This window comes from Sphingomonas sp. TREG-RG-20F-R18-01, from assembly GCF_022662475.1.
Taxonomy (GTDB): Bacteria; Pseudomonadota; Alphaproteobacteria; order Sphingomonadales; family Sphingomonadaceae; genus Sphingomonas.
Genome location: NZ_JAKNQQ010000009.1, coordinates 28,021 through 44,338, shown reverse-complemented (window position 1 = coordinate 44,338; position 16,318 = coordinate 28,021). Strand labels below are relative to the sequence as shown.

17 protein-coding genes and 1 pseudogene are annotated in these 16,318 nt (G+C 59.8%); 7 read left to right on the top strand and 11 right to left on the bottom strand.

Going from position 1 to position 16,318, the window contains the following annotated elements:
- The first annotated feature begins 259 nt into the window (after window positions 1-259).
- Window positions 260-835, top strand: coding sequence for a hypothetical protein (locus tag L8K25_RS18520; protein WP_242140479.1), 576 nt, complete (start codon window positions 260-262; stop codon window positions 833-835).
- 409 nt (window positions 836-1,244) lie between these two features.
- On the opposite strand, the gene L8K25_RS18515 is transcribed toward L8K25_RS18520, so the two are convergent.
- The 4 genes from L8K25_RS18515 to L8K25_RS18500 form a co-directional block, all read right to left on the bottom strand.
- Window positions 1,245-1,616: a DUF4113 domain-containing protein gene (locus L8K25_RS18515; RefSeq protein WP_242140478.1), complete on the bottom strand. Its 372-nt coding sequence runs from the start codon at window positions 1,614-1,616 to the stop codon at window positions 1,245-1,247.
- A complete protein-coding gene (locus L8K25_RS18510; protein WP_242140477.1) occupies window positions 1,597-2,505 on the bottom strand; it encodes an Eco29kI family restriction endonuclease in 909 nt (302 codons plus the stop codon). Before L8K25_RS18510 ends, L8K25_RS18515 begins: the two co-directional genes overlap by 20 nt.
- 77 nt (window positions 2,506-2,582) lie before the next feature.
- Window positions 2,583-3,752, bottom strand: a complete 1,170-nt coding sequence (dcm, locus tag L8K25_RS18505; protein WP_242140476.1) for a DNA (cytosine-5-)-methyltransferase — start codon at window positions 3,750-3,752, stop codon at window positions 2,583-2,585.
- Between the two features lie 578 nt (window positions 3,753-4,330).
- Entirely contained in the window at window positions 4,331-4,771 is a 441-nt protein-coding gene (locus L8K25_RS18500; RefSeq protein WP_242140475.1) for a hypothetical protein, read from the bottom strand.
- 266 nt (window positions 4,772-5,037) lie between these two features.
- On the opposite strand from L8K25_RS18500, the gene L8K25_RS18495 reads away from it, so the two are divergent.
- From L8K25_RS18495 to L8K25_RS18485, 3 genes are all read left to right on the top strand, one after another.
- Window positions 5,038-5,622 (top strand): recombinase family protein, encoded by a 585-nt coding sequence (locus L8K25_RS18495; RefSeq protein ID WP_242140474.1) that lies wholly within the window; start codon window positions 5,038-5,040, stop codon window positions 5,620-5,622.
- Window positions 5,623-5,830: 208 nt separating this feature from the next.
- Complete coding sequence (locus L8K25_RS18490) at window positions 5,831-6,511, top strand: ParA family protein (protein ID WP_242140473.1); 681 nt, start codon at window positions 5,831-5,833, stop codon at window positions 6,509-6,511.
- Window positions 6,508-6,855 (top strand): hypothetical protein, encoded by a 348-nt coding sequence (locus L8K25_RS18485; protein WP_242140472.1) that lies wholly within the window; start codon window positions 6,508-6,510, stop codon window positions 6,853-6,855. The genes L8K25_RS18490 and L8K25_RS18485 overlap by 4 nt, the downstream gene beginning before the upstream one ends.
- 798 nt (window positions 6,856-7,653) lie before the next feature.
- Here the strand turns inward: L8K25_RS18485 and L8K25_RS18480 are convergent.
- Window positions 7,654-7,923 (bottom strand): hypothetical protein, encoded by a 270-nt coding sequence (locus L8K25_RS18480; protein ID WP_242140471.1) that lies wholly within the window; start codon window positions 7,921-7,923, stop codon window positions 7,654-7,656.
- A 246-nt stretch (window positions 7,924-8,169) separates the two neighbouring features.
- Between L8K25_RS18480 and L8K25_RS18475 the strand changes: the two genes are divergently transcribed.
- The 3 genes from L8K25_RS18475 to L8K25_RS18465 are packed head-to-tail and all read left to right on the top strand — an operon-like array spanning window position 8,170 to window position 11,548.
- Entirely contained in the window at window positions 8,170-8,847 is a 678-nt protein-coding gene (locus L8K25_RS18475; protein ID WP_347341162.1) for a hypothetical protein, read from the top strand.
- A gap of 32 nt (window positions 8,848-8,879) precedes the next feature.
- Window positions 8,880-10,370 carry a relaxase/mobilization nuclease domain-containing protein gene (locus L8K25_RS18470; protein WP_242140470.1) on the top strand — a complete coding sequence of 497 codons (1,491 nt, stop codon included), beginning with the start codon at window positions 8,880-8,882 and terminating at the stop codon, window positions 10,368-10,370.
- Complete coding sequence (locus L8K25_RS18465; protein ID WP_242140469.1) at window positions 10,367-11,548, top strand: hypothetical protein; 1,182 nt, start codon at window positions 10,367-10,369, stop codon at window positions 11,546-11,548. The genes L8K25_RS18470 and L8K25_RS18465 overlap by 4 nt, the downstream gene beginning before the upstream one ends.
- Before the next feature lie 88 nt (window positions 11,549-11,636).
- On the opposite strand, the pseudogene L8K25_RS18460 reads toward L8K25_RS18465, so the two are convergent.
- The 6 genes and pseudogenes from L8K25_RS18460 to L8K25_RS18435 form a co-directional block, all read right to left on the bottom strand.
- Window positions 11,637-11,876 (bottom strand): annotated as a pseudogene (locus L8K25_RS18460) (transposase domain-containing protein); the annotation flags it as partial.
- A 272-nt stretch (window positions 11,877-12,148) separates the two neighbouring features.
- Window positions 12,149-13,135, bottom strand: a complete 987-nt coding sequence (locus L8K25_RS18455; protein ID WP_242140468.1) for a hypothetical protein — start codon at window positions 13,133-13,135, stop codon at window positions 12,149-12,151.
- Window positions 13,136-13,360: 225 nt separating this feature from the next.
- A complete protein-coding gene (locus L8K25_RS18450; protein ID WP_242140467.1) occupies window positions 13,361-13,849 on the bottom strand; it encodes a PaaI family thioesterase in 489 nt (162 codons plus the stop codon).
- A gap of 84 nt (window positions 13,850-13,933) precedes the next feature.
- Complete coding sequence (locus tag L8K25_RS18445) at window positions 13,934-14,362, bottom strand: MarR family winged helix-turn-helix transcriptional regulator (RefSeq protein ID WP_242140466.1); 429 nt, start codon at window positions 14,360-14,362, stop codon at window positions 13,934-13,936.
- A 363-nt stretch (window positions 14,363-14,725) separates the two neighbouring features.
- Entirely contained in the window at window positions 14,726-15,325 is a 600-nt protein-coding gene (locus tag L8K25_RS18440; RefSeq protein ID WP_242140465.1) for an NADPH-dependent FMN reductase, read from the bottom strand.
- A complete protein-coding gene (locus L8K25_RS18435) occupies window positions 15,322-16,317 on the bottom strand; it encodes an Ldh family oxidoreductase (RefSeq protein ID WP_242140464.1) in 996 nt (331 codons plus the stop codon). The genes L8K25_RS18440 and L8K25_RS18435 overlap by 4 nt, the downstream gene beginning before the upstream one ends.
- Between the last annotated feature and the right edge of the window lies 1 nt (window position 16,318).

Here is a 16,318-nt window from a genome sequence, read left to right as displayed (position 1 = left end):
GCGCGGCAGTGACATTGAGGCAGCGCCTGCCACGGACACCCATCGTGAGGCGATGCATTCGACCTCGGAACGAACCTTGTGCCCGGCATTGACCCAGCCCACGCAGGAGAACGACTTCCGCCAAATATCAGATCGGATTCCGTCGGCTATGCCTGCTGCGTGGTTCATGCCACCGCTGCTTGCGCCCAACTTCCGCCGTTCGCGAGTGAAATTGGGCATCCCGATTGCGGACGGTCGTTTTTGCAGATAGCCTCGATTGGTGTTCGCCTTGCTCGCCTTCATCGCTCAAGATTACGTCCTTCGTGATCTGCAAAAGACCCCCGTTGCTGCGCATGGCCCATTCAAATTGGAACGCGAAGACTGTATCGTGCGTGATCCACCCGTGGCTGTTTTGCATTATGCACCCTGTAGGGCGATAGCTCGATTGAGTTGGCCCTCTGCGGATGGCCAACTAACGATCACGTATGAGGATAATGGGAGGGAGCTCATCAGGACATTTTCCTTTCCAATCTCTTTGAAGATGCCAGACTCTTGCAGCCTCGGCGATTATACTGCTTATCAGGCTAAGCCCGGTTCCGATGCCAGCTGGCATAATAGTGAGAAGGGGATTGTCGCGACACTTGTAAAGTGCAGTCGCCTGACATCGTCCCAGATCGCCTCCTACAAAGGTGAGTTCTTGGCTGCCACGCCGTATTACAACGAAGCGGCCACGGGCCTGCGTTCGTTGGCCGTATCCATGTTCGGAAACCTGCGGCGATGTACCGCACAGAAGCAGGTTTCGAGAAACCCGATGGATGGCTTTACCTGTATTCGCGAGGAAGGGCCGGCGAGCTAACCCACTTTATACCTTCGCCGAATTTGCCAAGCCGCTTTCCGCCAAACTCCGACATTCCTGATACACCGCTGATCCGGTAAAACGGCGACGCCGCGCAACGATTGGCTATATCTATTTGCTTCCCGAAAGGGGGATGGTCCGCCACCACAATTGGTCCGTTCACTTGCGCAAACAAACGTCTTGCCAAGATCGCTGTTAAGGAACGATCCCTGACGTGAGCTTAAAGGATCTGGACAGTGCCCAGCGCAACTGCCGGTGCATCGATTGCACTTGCGATTGTCTGTTCGCAGGTGCAGCAAAGGGACGCCTTTCAGGCATCCTCTCCTAAAACTTCCCGGCCGTCCTTTGGGCGGCCTTTTTTTGCCGATGCGCCGAGCCGTATCTGGAAGGCTTTGCTCTAGCCGCCCGGCTAACGGGCTATTGGGATTTCGCCGATCCGCGTCGTCCATGCCGGACTTTTCTGGTTCCGCTTCGTATCGAACGCGCGCGCGCCGAACCCTTGCGCAGCAATCCCAACCGTCCTGCGGCCGAACCGATCGTTGAGGCCATCCATGGCCGCCAGCAACCCGGGCGCACGCGGATCCTCGACTGCGAAAAGGTCCCCCTGCCCCGCGCCCTGCGGCAGCAGCTCCTCGAGCAGCACGCCGCACTTCGTATAAACGCCCCCAGGCTGATACATTGCCTCCATCATCCTGCCGGCGAGGCCGGCAATGATGCGCGGATTGTTGCTGGGCGGCGACGCGGTGAGGATGCGGATCGGCTTATTCGTCCGCGTCACCATGATTCCGTTCGTCGCGCGCATCTTCAGCTTGCGCCGCAGCAACTTCGTCCGTCTCTGCTGCGGCTTCGGAAACCTCGGGAGTCGCGCGCGCGATTTGGCGGAACGTGTCGAGCATGTTTTCAATAACACCCTCCAAGTCACGATGTGGCACGTGAGCTATGAAGTGTTCGGCTAATTTAGCTGTGACTGTATCGGGGGTCATGCCATCCCGAACCGGGCTCGACATCGCCCAATCGCGCCCGGGGTGCAAAACGTCCCAAGGACTCTTTTTATTCCGGCGAGTCTCAGAGCTATCGCCGTGCTTTGAAATACCGAAACAAATCTTGGTTTCCGAGTTCCAGGCGGGTTTGAACATATCAATAAGATGTCGCTCTGCTACTAGCTGCGCGTTGGTGGCGCAGACAAGGCGGCGACATTCGAAGTCTTTAACTAATAGTGGATTCGGATCGCTGTTATCGGTCGCATATTTCTCTACTTCGCGGACAGCCCCGCGATGGTCGGCAAGCCTACCAAACAGCCGAACACCCTGCTCGCGGGGGGTGGCCGCTCTAGGTTCGTCAGGGTCTGCTTTTCCTACGTAGATCGGCGTTTCAGTCCCCGAGATTTCCGTGTACGCCGGATGCTGTCCGACGTAGTAAATCGCGTAAATGCCCGATCCATAGGTCGGTCGTAATTCGCTAAGTAGCACGCGATCTTGTGCGAGAAGCCCCAGCACCACTAAGCGTCCGATGGTGTCAGGGTTCGACGGATCAAAGCTGGCGTCAGGGTCGCGCACCGGGTCCAAACGCTCACGGTAAGCGACGAGGCTTTGCACATACTCATCGAATCGCTGGCGAAGACGCTTGGCTTGGGGCCGAGAAAGCGTGTCCGACAGCGGAAGCCTGTCCAAGGCGGCCCGTGATACTGCCAAGGGATCAAATCCGTCGCTATATGGCGGACTCGAAATAACTTCCGTTAGAGCTTCGCCTAGGCGGCGCTCCTTCTCAGCCCTTTTACTTTCTCGACTTGTTCCGCGAGCCATTCGCCTACTGCCTCCCCGAGTTGCACGGGGACTGCGTTCCCCATCTGGCGCATACTCTCGGACCACGACCTAGGGAAAGAGTAGTCGTCGGGAAGGCCCATCAACCGCGCGGACTCGCGGATCGTAAAATAGCGGACACTGCCATCGTCTCGTACCATCATGTTTTCACCGCCCGGCACGCCGTGATCGCCTGCCTTGAGAGCTTTAGCGGGCAGATCCAGAGGGCTTCCAGTGTGGCCCTGATAGATGCGAGCGCCAGGTTGAAAGGCATGCCCATTCACCCCGTTCGGATCGCCCAAGTCTTTCAAGACATCGCGAACCGTTACCCAGGGTAAACCGGCAGGAGGTTCACGAAGGAGAGACAGGCGCGCTGCCAGTGACTTGTCGGGATGGATTAAAGGCTTTCTTCCCTTCAAACTTAGTCCATGCCGCCGCCAATAGTCACCGGACACATACTGATCGTAAATCAAGCGTTCTCGTGTGTGTGTTCGCTTTAGCATTGGCGGCAAGAAACCAGCGTCAGCCCGTACTCCCAGAAACAAAATGCGACGTCGGTTTTGAGGCGCGCCAAACTCGGCCGCATTTACAGACTGAATTGCGACCTCATACATCTTCGGCAGTTTATTTAGTCGCTTGAGGTGCGCTTCATGGGTCTCTCCCGCACGACGTGGATACGTCGGGCGCTCAAGGCATGCCTTGACCCAAGCCACGTATCCTTCGAACCGCTCGCGCAGCATTCCAAAGACGTTCTCGAAGGTGAACGCGAGGGGGCCTGTTTCGCGAACAGCACGGACGGCCTCTGGCCACATATCCCGCTCGTCATCAGGCCCAAGAGCTTTGCCGCCGATGCCAAAGGGTTGGCAAGGCGGTCCACCTGCCACGATATCAATGTCCCGGTATTTCTTCCAATCTATCGAGCGAACGTCGTCCTGCTCGTAAGGCCAGTCAACGACGTGCGCGACGCCGCGAGCCGCATTAGCCGCAATAGTAGCGGCTGCGTGGGCATCCCGTTCGATCAGGAGGCGGTGCGTGAACCCGGCTCGCGCGATGCCGAGCGCCAGGCCGCCACAGCCACTAAATAGCTCGACGCTGGTCCGAGGTTCAAACTGGGCCATGTCGTTCTCCGATCAAGCCAGGCAGTAGCGGACCGTCATTTGCCCGCTCGATCAACTGCTCCACGCTTTTGCGAAGCAGCCAGGACACGGACACACCGTCACGTTGGGCAATTCGTTCCAGTTCGATCACCTGTCCCTTAGTCAGGGTAGCGGTACGCCGAAGCGAGTTTTTTCCGTCTTTGCCCATAAACAAATCCCACGCGCCGCATTCCGCGGCGTTCCGCATCACACTGCATAATTGGTGACTGATAATCAAGGAGGCGTTTCAGTTTATGAGCGGTTCTTCCGGGGGCTTATGCTGCGAACGTATCAAGAACAAGGGTGCCCTGCTCCGACATGCTGATCGACGCCGCCTGGCCTACGCTCCCCTGCCCTGCCCCGCATCAAAGTCGGGTTGTTACGCTTTTGGCGCATGAGGTGGGCCCGACGCTAAAACTGCGGCGAAAAACACCTCGATCTGGTCGCGATTGAGCCGTACCGTGTCGGACCAATCGTCTGGGAAATGAACCTCCGGGTCGAAGTCTTTATAGAATAGGTCCTTTCGAACCTCCCAAAGCTGAAGCATCTTCTCTTTTGAGTTATGCTTCACAAGGTTGATAAGACGCCGAAGTTGATCCATTTCGGGCGCAACCGTAATACCCTCCCCAGCCAGCGCAGCCTCCAGCGCCATATGGTTGTCTTTCGAGCCCGTCTTCCGTGTCATGCTCCGCGCGACACGCTCCCACGCATGATAAAGTGCTATCATCATGCTTTTTCGCACTTCCATCTGCGTGTTTTCGAATCGTCTCGAAGTCGTAGTGGTAACCCTCATTTGGGTCAAAAAGCAGATCACCGTCTTCGTCTATCTCATAGCCCGGTATCTCACCGGACGCTATTTTAAGATCGTTCTCGGCCATTTCAGCTTTGACGCGGTCTTCATCCTCTTGAAGCGCTCGTTCGGCAGCATCAAGGCCACCCCGAACGATCTTCACAGCAGATTCAAGGTCGTATGCGTATGGATTGAAGTTGAGCCAGGCCATGATCGAATGATGAGGTATGTACTTCTAAAGGGTCAACCGTGATTATGCTCGAATATTCGCCCGTTGCGGATTTGTCCGAAACCGATCGGTTTCGGACACGACAACCGATTGCTGGAAAAAGCCGAGATTTGCGTGTCCGAAACTCCTGTCCGGAAGTGGCCGTAACCAACGCCCCCGGAAATGTCCGAAACTCGATTTTAGTTTGTGACCTTCGGACAAAGTATCTAATGTCCGAAAGTGGAAAATCGCGTTGGAGTTTCGGACAAATGCTGATCGGCTATGCTCGCGTATCAACGCATGACCAGCAGCCCCGCTCCCAGATCGAGGCGCTCGAACACGCCGGCTGCACCAAGATCTTCACGGACGAAGGTATCAGCGGCGCTGCCGTCTTCAAGCCGAAATTGGTCGAGGCCCTGGCCTATGCCCGCCCTGGCGAAGACACCCTCGTCGTCTGGAAGCTCGACCGGCTCAGCCGGTCGATGCGCGACCTGATCGAAACCGTCGAGGCAATGAAGGCCAAGGGCATCGGTTTGCGATCGATCAAGGAATCCGTGATCGACACGACCAGCGCAGCAGGAAACCTGATCTTCCAGATATTCGGAGCCTTCGCCGAGTTCGAGCGCGGCACGAACCACGAGCGGACGATGGCGGGCATCGCTGCCGCGCAACGCGCGGGCACACGGTTCGGCCGACCACCCAGTATCAACGATGCACAGTGGGCGAAGGCCAAGGAGTATCTTGAAGCCGACCCCCCCGCGCGGATTAATGATATCGCCGTTTTAATCGGCGTCAGCCGGCAAGCGATCTACCGCCGTCTCGAGCGTGACAAGGCTCCGGCAGCCGCGCGGTGAACATGTTCACGCGATGAACATGCAACGCGAGTTATACATGCGCTCGAAGTGAGCATGTGCCCGAAGCGGCGCAAGCGCCCAAGATGCGCACGCACTACGTGTGAAACACGCGGCACACGTAGCGCTTGTGGAATGTGCGGGACGTGTGTAGCTTGCGGGACGGCGTACACATGTGCATTTGTCGCCAGCGCAAACCATCGGAGCCATTATGCCCGTAATCACCATGCTATCGCCGAAGGGCGGTGTCGGAAAAACGACGACCGCCCTGATCCTGGCGACAGAGATCGCCGCGCAGGGTTCGAGCGTCGTCATGATCGATGCCGACCCAAATTTTCCGCTTGCCCGATGGGCGAAGAAGGATGGAAAGCCCGATAATATCGAGGTCATTCCCGAAATCGACGAAGACGAGATAATCGGCACAATCGACGCAGCCCGAAAGCGGGCGGACTTCGTGGTCGTTGATCTGGAGGGCAAGGCAAGCGCACGCGCTACCAGTGCGCTACTGATGTCCAATCTCGCGCTCATTCCCATCCAGGGATCGGAATTAGACGCCGTGGAGGCAGCGCGGGCGTTTAAGGTCGTCCGCAATGCCGGGACTGCCCGCCAGCGTCCGTTGCCGTTCGCAGCGGTCCTTACGAGGGCGCCTGCTTCGCTTCGGCTTTGGACACGCGACCTGAAAGCAGTCGTCGCGAACCTCCAGGAGGCTGGCATCCCCATGATCCCAACCGCACTCGCTGAACGCGGCGCATTCCGTGGCCTCTTCAGCATAGGCGGTACGCTTGCCGAGATGACAAACGCAGACGTTGGTTCGCTAGATAGCGCACGAATTAATGCAGCCGCCTTCCGTGATGACGTTCTGGCGCTGCTCGAGGAAGGGGCTGTCGTATGACCGATAAGGCCACACCGGGTTCACGCCGGTCCATCGCCAGCTTCGCGGCCGATGACGACATTCCAGTCCCGACACCCGAGCAAATCGTCGCTGCGAAGGCGGGCGGGGAGGGGCTTGGCTTTCGTTCAGAGAAGACGACACAACCAGCGCCCGCGCGGCCTACGCCGAAACTCAGACAGGCGACGTTTACCGACGCGATCCACGTTCGTGCACGCCCTGAAGATCGACAAAGGTTCGAGGATTTCGCGTACCGGCAGCGTCTCTCAAAGGGTGACGCGATGACCCGGCTTCTCGACTTCGCCGAGAGAGAAGAAGAGCGCCTGATGGCCTCGAGCGGCAAGTAGAAAAGCGACGGCGCGTGACGATGAAATACCGAACGACGCGCCCATACAGGCTCGGTGAACCGCAGGCGGCCATTGGAAGCGTTCGGCAAGAACTGAGCGGAAACGGGTCAGGGACGATTGCTGGCGCAGGTCTTAGAGGAGCTGGTCGACGCACATACGCTAGCGTAACAAAAGCGATAACAGGGGGAGCACCGCGTCCGATCGCTGCCCGTCAAGGTGAGGGGATGACCGGGATCAGGCCGTCGCAGCGAACGGGGAGGCTTGCGTGCGAGGGTCGGGAAGAATGTCGGCTACCTAACGGCTTATTTCAACCAGGCACGACCGATGCGCCGTGATGCTTCAATGCGTCACCTCCGACCTGGTGAAACGCAAAGATCCCCCGAACCACAACCTGCGAATATGACCGAACGGCTAACTGCTGGGTCTGAAAGCTAGCCAGGAGCGGCGAAGCGGTGAGGCGCGCGAGCAACGACCAGCGACACCAATTCAACGGGGCCGAGCAGCTCCAATTTCAGTTCGTGAGCAATCTCACGAAGCGCGGAAGATGCGTTCTGGTCCGCACCTATCAATCTATAGGGCTCGGCTAACCCGTCGAATTGAAGATACTCCCAGAGATACAAAAGCCGCCATCGTTCGACGTGATCGGCAAGGGATCGAAGGGACTCCACGACGGCTGCACCAATCTGTGGGCCTGACGGAATAAGCTCTGCCGCGACCTCGAGATTACGAAGGGCGTCAACCGGCCTCATGGAGCTAGTGAGGACCGGGATGGCGGGGAGAGGTGTGGCGCGGTGAGAGTCAGGACGTGGGGATTGTGGCGAGGTGTTGAGCGACAGCCTCGGCGCCGTGGGTGGAGATAGCTGAGGCGATCGATCGAGCGTCAGTCTTTTCCATCGACGGGATTTTGATGCGATCGAGCGCGGCAAGAAGGACAGGACGGCCGGCATCGCGAGCGGCAAGTTCGGCGACTTTCTTCTGTTCAGCGAGCGCGGCCAGTTCTTCACGCAGGGCTTTTTCTCGCGCTTCGATGGTGGTGATGTCGACTGTCTTTGGGGAAGTACGGGCCATGTGGTGTCTCCGGGTATGAGGATGGGGTCGATCGCATAATGTGGGAGGATGGCTTGGATTGCTAGGCTGATCGATTGAACCGGGATCGCTTAAAAACCAAAAACAAAAAGCGCGCGCCGAAGGTGCATCTTTTGGCCTTTGATCGCCAGTAGAATGAAGAACGAACGCCCGAATCTTTGGTGCTGAAGCATGACGGTTGCCCCGGCTCCGCGTTCGTGAGATTCAGGGCGTAGGAAGGAGCGGAAGGTGTATGTGGGTCTGTCGGAAGGGATGGCAGGATATGCCTCGTGGCACCAATGTCGGGCATTGGTTTATGAGTCTCCGCTGCTCGGGGCTTTTGAAATGAAGGTTACGGTCCGGCTCAGCGACGTCTTGACAGCGGAGATCGATCGTATCGCCGTGGCGAATGGTCAGTCGCGCAGTAGCTGGATCACTGCTGCGCTAACGGAAGCTGCGCTCACACCGGAGAGCCGGAACGTACCGGTCATGCCGGTGCAGGGGAGGGGCCACCCCGACGACTACATTCGGGTGACGGTTCGCCTGAACCGCAGTGAGATGGAGGCGATCGACACCGTTGCCGCGCCGATGCGCCTGACCCGCAACGAGTGGATCAAACGCACAATCCGTTGGCAGCTTTGGGACAGGGCCGCGCTGCTGCGTCTCGCGCCAGCGACGCAAACGGAGATCGGAAAAGTCCGCAAACAGGTTCTCGTGATCGGACGGAACATCAACCAGGCGGTCCACGCGATGAACGCGGCGAACCAGCCCGAAAGCTCGCTCGACATAGCTCGCATCGCCGGCTCATTCATGGAGACATGCGCTGAGTTACGCACCCTTCTGATCGAGGCGCGACGCTCGCTGGCATCCTCGATCGGTGGAGAAATCGGGTACTGGACCCGCAATGATGAGGCACCGAGCGAGTGAGCTTTCGTCTTTCCTCAGGTACGATGGACTCGATGGCAGGCGTCTTCGCGCCTCCCAAAAAGTATCGCATGGGATCTGGGGGTGGCAGCGCCAAAGGCCCGAAGTCCGGGGGCACGATCCTCGGCATGGCCGTCGCATCGATGTTCCCGAAACCAGCATCATCGTCCGCTGAATTGCATCCTAGTCGGCAGGCAAAACATGCGTTCGGAGGCGGGTCGCAGGCCCGCATGAACAACCGCGCCGTAATGACGGTGGACCGTACTTCACGCCGCGCGCCAGAGGCCGTTGTGCGGATCACCGGGCGTCAACATGGCGGTGGTCATGTGCTCGCAAACTTCGCGTACATAAGCCGTCTCGGGCACGGCGAAGAGAACGAGCTGGGTCTCGAGACGAGCGACGGTGAGGTTCTGCGCGATGGCCGCGACATGCAGTTGCTCGCCAAGGAATGGAATGATTGGGAGATGGACGGGGACGCGCGACGGAAGGGCGCAACGTCGCTGTCCATGATCCTTTCGATGCCGACCGGCACAGATCCCGAGCGCCTGAAAGGCGCGGCGCTGGACTTCGCCAGGCAAGAGTTTGCGAACCGCTCGTGGGTCGCTGGCCTTCACGTCGATCGCGACCATCCGCACGTTCACCTCACAATCGCCCGTCGCGACCACGATGGGAGACGCTTCCATCCCAACCGCGATGATCTTTTCCGCTGGCGCCAGCGGTTCGCCGAAAAGCTGCGCGATCGCGGCATCGAGGCGAACGCTACGCCCGCCAGGGCGCGTGGCATTGACCCTATGCACGAGCCCATTGCCGCGGTGAAAATGCGTGAAAAGGGACAGGTTCCGGAGATCGACAAGAGTCGTATCGCGCGTGCTGAACGACTTCGCGCGGAGGGTCGCGAGGACCCTGTTATCGCGATGCTGGCGAAACGGCAAGCGACCGTTCGCGCTACCTACTCACGCTCGATTGCGGAACTCTCGACGTCGCCTTCGGCCGTCGATCAACACGTCGCTCGGAGCCTCGAACGGTTCGTCGCCGCGATGCCAGAGCCCGAACCAAACTCGGTCAGGGCAATGCGGGAAGCCGCAGAGCGGCGTTTTGAACCGCGTGTACAACCAGCACCGAAGCTATCGGTCGGCCTGGAGGTTTCCCCCCCGTCCGAGGCAACTAAATCAATCTCGACCGTAGAGCGGATGCGGGCATTGCACGCGGAGCTAACTGCCCGCAGTGAGCGCCGCAGCGTGACTCCGACGCCCGCGTCTGACCAGGACAAGCGGGAACCGTCCGAGGTCGCACTTCGCGTCCAGCAACTCCTTAAAAAAGAGGAAAGGCAAAAAGACGAGCCAGTCGAAAGCAAGCTCACCGAGGATCCGAACGAGCGCGTCCGCGCGCTCCTGGATGAGGTAGTCGAGCCTACCCCATCGATGGACCTCGATCAGGCAAATGCGATCCTCCGACGGGCCGAGGAGCGAAATCGGGAGCGGCTCGACCGCGACCGGTCGAAAGATAAGGATGGGCCAAGCCGATGAGTGGGGATGCAGGATCCGTGGCGATCGCCGCCGTGCTGGATGCCGTCTCGCTGTTGCGAGGCGAGATGGCGGCAATCACAAGGAGCAACGCGCGCATCGAAGCAGGGCATAAGGAGCTACATCAAAGGCTCGACACGATCGAGGCCGCGCAGGCCGAACTCGCCAACGTGGCACCTTTCCTCCAGAACCATTTCGGCAAAACGGTTGAGGGCAACGAGGCACTTGGCATGACCCTCGATGCGATCGCCACGGTCGTAGCCGCTCTCGCTAGCGATAATGAAGCGAACCACGCTGAAGCTACCACGGCCCGGGAGAAGATCCTTGGACATCTGACTGGAACCACCGGAGGGATACGCGAGGCGATCGATGCCAGCGTAATGCCCCTGACCGAGCTGATCGATACCCGCCTGAAGGCGAACGACGCAGCAGCACAGGAAGGAATTGCGGACGTCAAAAAAGGGGTGTCGGGCATCGCTGAGATCGCCGAGAAGCTCCTCAAGGACGGGAAGGCCGCCCGCGAGCAAGCTGTCGCGGACTTGAAATCAACCGGCACCGTCATCGCGTTCACGCGCGCGGCCGTCCTCGGAGACCATGCACCGCCGCCTGTCAGTGTCGAAGACCATCCCATGATGGAACGCTACATCATCCATCAACGCCCAGACCTTACATCCAACGAACGCGCCCTGGTCGAATGGCGTAAGGCAATCGTCGCCACTAGCGCGGAGGAACTCATCACGCTTCTCAAGAAGCAGCAGACCCCTTCGCCGACAGACACGCCAGAATCCCGCCTCCTTCGATATCGTCTAGCTGCGATCACGCGCGCAAAGATTGAAGAGCGCGGGGGAGTGCCGCCAGCTCGGCCGACCACAACCCGGGCGACGGACCGATCAGCCGGCAGTGGCTTCTTGCGGTCCCAGGAACTCGCCGCGCTCTGGCGGCAGGGCGAAAGCACGGAGCTATATGCCGAGCCCGAACTGGCGGGCGCGCTCGACGTCTTCGACGCCCTTGACGATATGATAGCGCCTTCAGCGCTCGACGCCTTTCAGCCCGAGCTGACCGCGCTTCACAGCGACTTGGCGAAACGCATCGAATTAGGCGAACGGCCCACGCTCGATGAGAGCCGTCCGAGCGCGCAACCGGACCGCGCTCCCACGATCGAGCCGGCCAAGGATCGATAAGGCCGCGACCCGTCGATGCCCTTTTCAACTTGGCCTTAGACCAGCGCCTACCCGCACCAAGACGTAAGCGTGATCTGAAGGCCGCGGCTTATGCTGCTTCGGCGATGGGTTGCTCGTTTGCCCGGCGCCAGTTCCAGGGCATCAGCTCATCCCAACGCGATGCGGGCCAGTCGCCGGCGATCTTCGCAATGACGTCGGCAATGTAGGCCTGCGGCTCGACACCGTTGAGCTTGCAGGTCTCGATGACCGTGTAGATCGCGGCGGCGCGCTCGCCGCCGGCCTTCGATCCGGCGAACAGCCAGTTCTTCCGACCGATCGCCACCACCCGTTCATTCTGCCCATGTCGGGGATGATGTGGAAGTTCGCTATGTGGATCGGCGCCCAAAGCGGGACTCCGCTCCGAGCGAGGCAACTACCTATAATCCTTTGGGAAATATGGGTTATGAGGGAATCCCGATCGGCGCCGATCGGGACCCCTGCCTCGGTAAAGATTCGACCGACGTTCAATAGCTTGGCAACAAGCTACCGGGGTCCCCCTTTGGGTGCCGATCCGCAGGCGTGAATTCCGGGGAGCACGTCAGAACGCACCGCCGACCTCGATCACCGTTCCCTATCGAAGGGTTCCCTGTTCTGTGGGTTCGCCGTCGTCGCCGGTACGTAGCGCATGCTAGTTGCGTTCCATTGAAACAATCGCTCCTCTCGGGTGGTTCTGCTCCGGACCACGATATCGGCGTGACCCGCGCTCAAATGGTCGGAAACGATGATGACGTTTGCGCCCTCCTCGATCTCATGGTCACGGGTGCCGTCACGATGCCAGTCGCCCGCAAGGAATGTCAGCGCTACTGTCGGCACCGCGAGGACCTGCCGGAGCTGGCCGTTGACTACTGCGTAAAGCAGGATGGCGCTGTGCCAGCCGAAGCCGCCCGCATAACCATCTGACCATGACGCCCGCACCCCGAAGGCAGTCTCGCCCGGCGCTATGCGGTACGGCGTGAGGTCAAGCCGATCGTAGGCAGACGGCATGAGCGTGCGCTTGCCCGCTGGAGCTGGATCATCGACCGCTTCAGGACTGTTTGGCAGAAGGGAATTGCTCCAGTCGATGTTCCCAGCGATTGTGACAGGTCGCCCCACAAGCTTAAGTCGACCAGCTTCGCCCTTCTCGATCAACGCGAGATACGCATTCAGTGGCAACGCCGACCCTCCCCCCGCGCAACCGTCAACGCTGCTATTGCTTGGCCCGTTGCCGCCTGTGCAAACCAGCACGATGGACAGTCCCGGCCGCGCTGGCCACGGCTTCAGCCCGACCATGCTTACTAGGCTTGTCTCGTTTGCCGGTACGATCAGCCGTGCGATCGTTGACCCGTTAATTCCCGGCGGCAAGTGCGAGCCAAGATCGTCGCGGGATGACGCCCCGCTCATCTGCTCTGCAAACACTTCCCTCGCCTCTGGCGTCCGCAGCTTTGCCGGACTGGATGCAGGACTGTGAGCAGCACGAGCTTGCGCCTTGTCGGGCGGTACGGAGATGGTGAGGATCGCGAGACATGCGATGATTATCGACTCTCCTAGGCGAGGGCCCTTGGCATCCATCACAAACGTCCTTTTCGGGCCAGCCAAGGCCATAACTCCCCCCGCTATCCGTGACTGCTCAAGTGTGGGCGAATAGATATCCCATTTCCAAGATCGGCACGAGTTTCGGGAAACCATCCGCGTTTTCAAAAATTCGATCCTAATCGGGAAAGCAGTGACCGACCTCGTTCGTCAGCGTTGACGCTGACCTCGTTCTTAATCCGGATACATCATTCTGCTTGTTATTCATTGGCGCGGACGATCGAACACCAATAGTGTTGAGGTTGCCGACGCGCACAAACGGCCCTGTTCGTCGAACAGCTTGCCCTCGGCGAATGCCGCGCGCCGTCCCATTGACATAACCCGGCCTTCAGCGCGCACCTTGCCGCTCTTGTTGGTCATCGCGCGGTGATACGCGACCTTCAGCTCCAGTGTGGTGTAGCTCTGCGTAGCGGTGATTTGCGAATGTACGGCGATCCCACAAGCGCTGTCGAGCATCGTCGCGGCATAACCGCCGTGAACGGTGCCGAGCGGATTGTAGACGCTCTGGTCGGGCACGCCCTCGAAGACAGCCAAGCCGCGCTCGATCTGCACGAGTTCAAAGCCCATCTTCTCGATAATAGGAGCTTTGAGACCAGCCTCCTTCATGGCCAACAACTGCGCCAAGCCATCCATTGGCGAGGTATCAGTAGTAGCCGGCCGCTGCGGCGTTACGTCGGTCTGAGGTGGTGGCATCTTGAATCTCCTCGAATCTACACAAAGGCATTTTGTTTCATCGCCAAGGGCGTGATCACTCCGCTTCCAAACGGTCCAAGAACGTCAAGACTTCCCGCTCGCCAATCCCGCCGTCGATTTCGGAAGCCCTAAGAAGCGAATGCGAACGGCGTCGAGCCATCGCGCGACGACGGCGATCTCCGCTTCGGTGAAGTCGTCCGTCATCAGCGTGTTGAGCGCGGACACCCGCTCTAAGGTTACGCGTCTGGTCGTCTCGCCCTTGGCTGTGAGGGTCAAACGCTGCACGCGCCCATCGTCCGGATCGAGCCGTCGCTCAATTAAACCAGCCGCGACCATTCTATCAATCAGTTCGGTCATCGAGGAGGGCGTTGCCTTCAGGCTGCGCGCGACCTCGCCGATCGTCGCCTCGATGGAGGACCCGAGTAGGAAAAGCACGCCAGCCTGCGCCCCGGTAACTCCAGCCAGCTCGCCGACCGTACGCCGCTGCACGGCACGTTGGGCGATACTGAGCAAGAAAAAAAGCCGGGGTTCCACCGCCTTGTATTTACTTCGGACCCGTAAGAGTCAAGACTGCGGTAGATGTCGCGCTTCTCGCGCTGGCCCTTCGTTGACGCCACTCGTTGTTCCACACCGCGACGGCCTTCTCGATCAAAGTTCGTTTGGGGAAAGTGCGGCATAACCTTCCTTCCCCCGCTAAGAGCCGGCCAAAGTTGGATGAGCAGGATTATGGCGCGGTCGGCTCGTGCGGGGGGCGTTATGACTTGGTTTCTGCACCGCTTAAAGGCGCGGAATTGATCGTTCGCATAACGCGTTTCAACAGCCGCGACCATCTGTAAGGTGAGAAACCCCACTCACCGCGATGTCACAGAACTCAGATCAGTTGTTGTCACTGCGACCGGTCAACATAACAGCCGGCTTCCGCCGTCGCAGTTGGGCGAACCCAACGACCTGCTGACCGACGAGTTCCAGCTGCCCGGACACAGTGGAATCGGTGCATGCCCCATCGGCGAAGAGCCCGGACGCCGCCTTGACCCCGGCCCCCAGCGGAGTTGGCCAGCCGCGGAGGCCATGCACTATCGAGCGCAACGTAGCTAGCGTAGAGCCAATCGCCTGCCAGCCATAGGCGGTCACGATTAGTCCTACAGGCAATCCGTCAAGATAGGTGCGCGCGTCGGACGCCGTTTCCTCGATATAATCGATGCCGTTCTTGACCAGGCCCGAGACCGAACCGTGGTAACCTGGGCTAGCGAAAATAAGCCCGTCAGCGGCGCGCACGGCGTCGACCAGCTCGCGAGCCGTACTGGATCGGTCTACCGCTCCCGGCGCGTAGTGCGGTAGCGTCGAGAGAATTTCACTACCGAACAATCGGGTGCGTGCGCCATGGGTCCGAGCTGCTGTGAGTGCTACATTGATAGCGCTTTCAGTCGACGAATCCCGACTAGTCGTGCCGCCGATCCCGACGATGAACGGCGTCATCCTCGACGCGCCGCGACGCCGACCAGCGCCGTATAGATGGCATCGGATACCTCTATCACGCCGCTCAACAGGTTTTCGGCGCGGGTGGCGGCCGAGCGCTCGAATGGCACGCGGACGGGATTGTTGGGTTCAAGCGGGCGGGTCGCACGCAGGCTGTCTGCGTACTCGGCCGCCCGTTTGGCGAAATCGCCCGTCGGGTCGACCAGCGCTGGGTTCACGACCAGCATGAAAAAACCGCAGTCGCGTAGGCCCGCAGGCGCCGCAGCCGCCCCACACAACATGCCAAGCAGCTGCACCACCATGGCCAAGCCAGAACCCTTGTGTCCGCCCCAGACGCTTACGGCCCCGCCACCCAGCGCGGCAGCCGGATTGCGTGTGGGCGCTCCCACAGCATCATAGGCGAGCCCTTCGCCGAGATGCCGACCTTCGCGCATCGCAAGGATCACCTCGCCTAGCATGATGCCCGAGGTCCCGATGTCCCAGATGATCGGCGTGCCTGCGGTCGGAAAACCAAAGGCAATCGGGTTGGTGCCGAAGCGCCCCTCCGTACCGCCGGCGGGTGCCACGAACTGCCCGCCACTGCCCGCGATCATGCCAACAAAACCCGCCTGCGTGACTTGCTCAAGATAATAGGAGAACATGCCGGTGTACCAGGTCTCGTTGGCACCCACGACGGCTACGCCGTTCGTCCGTGCCTTGCCAATTGCGAGTTCGGTGACGCGCTGGCCGACGAGATAGCCAACCTGGTCGCCGCCATCGATGTTCGCCGACACCGAAGTATCTTGGACTACCGTGATCGGCCTGGTGCTGAACCCATATTGTTGAACACGATCGATGATGGACAAGGCGCGCGCGAGCCCACCGAACGACAGGCCGCGTAGTTCGCAGTCGATCAGGTGGTCGGCGATGATGGCGGCTTCGTTTGGCGCATGCCCCAACCCAACCATTGCGTCGATGCAAAGCGCGCGCGCTTCTATGATGGCAAGTTGCATA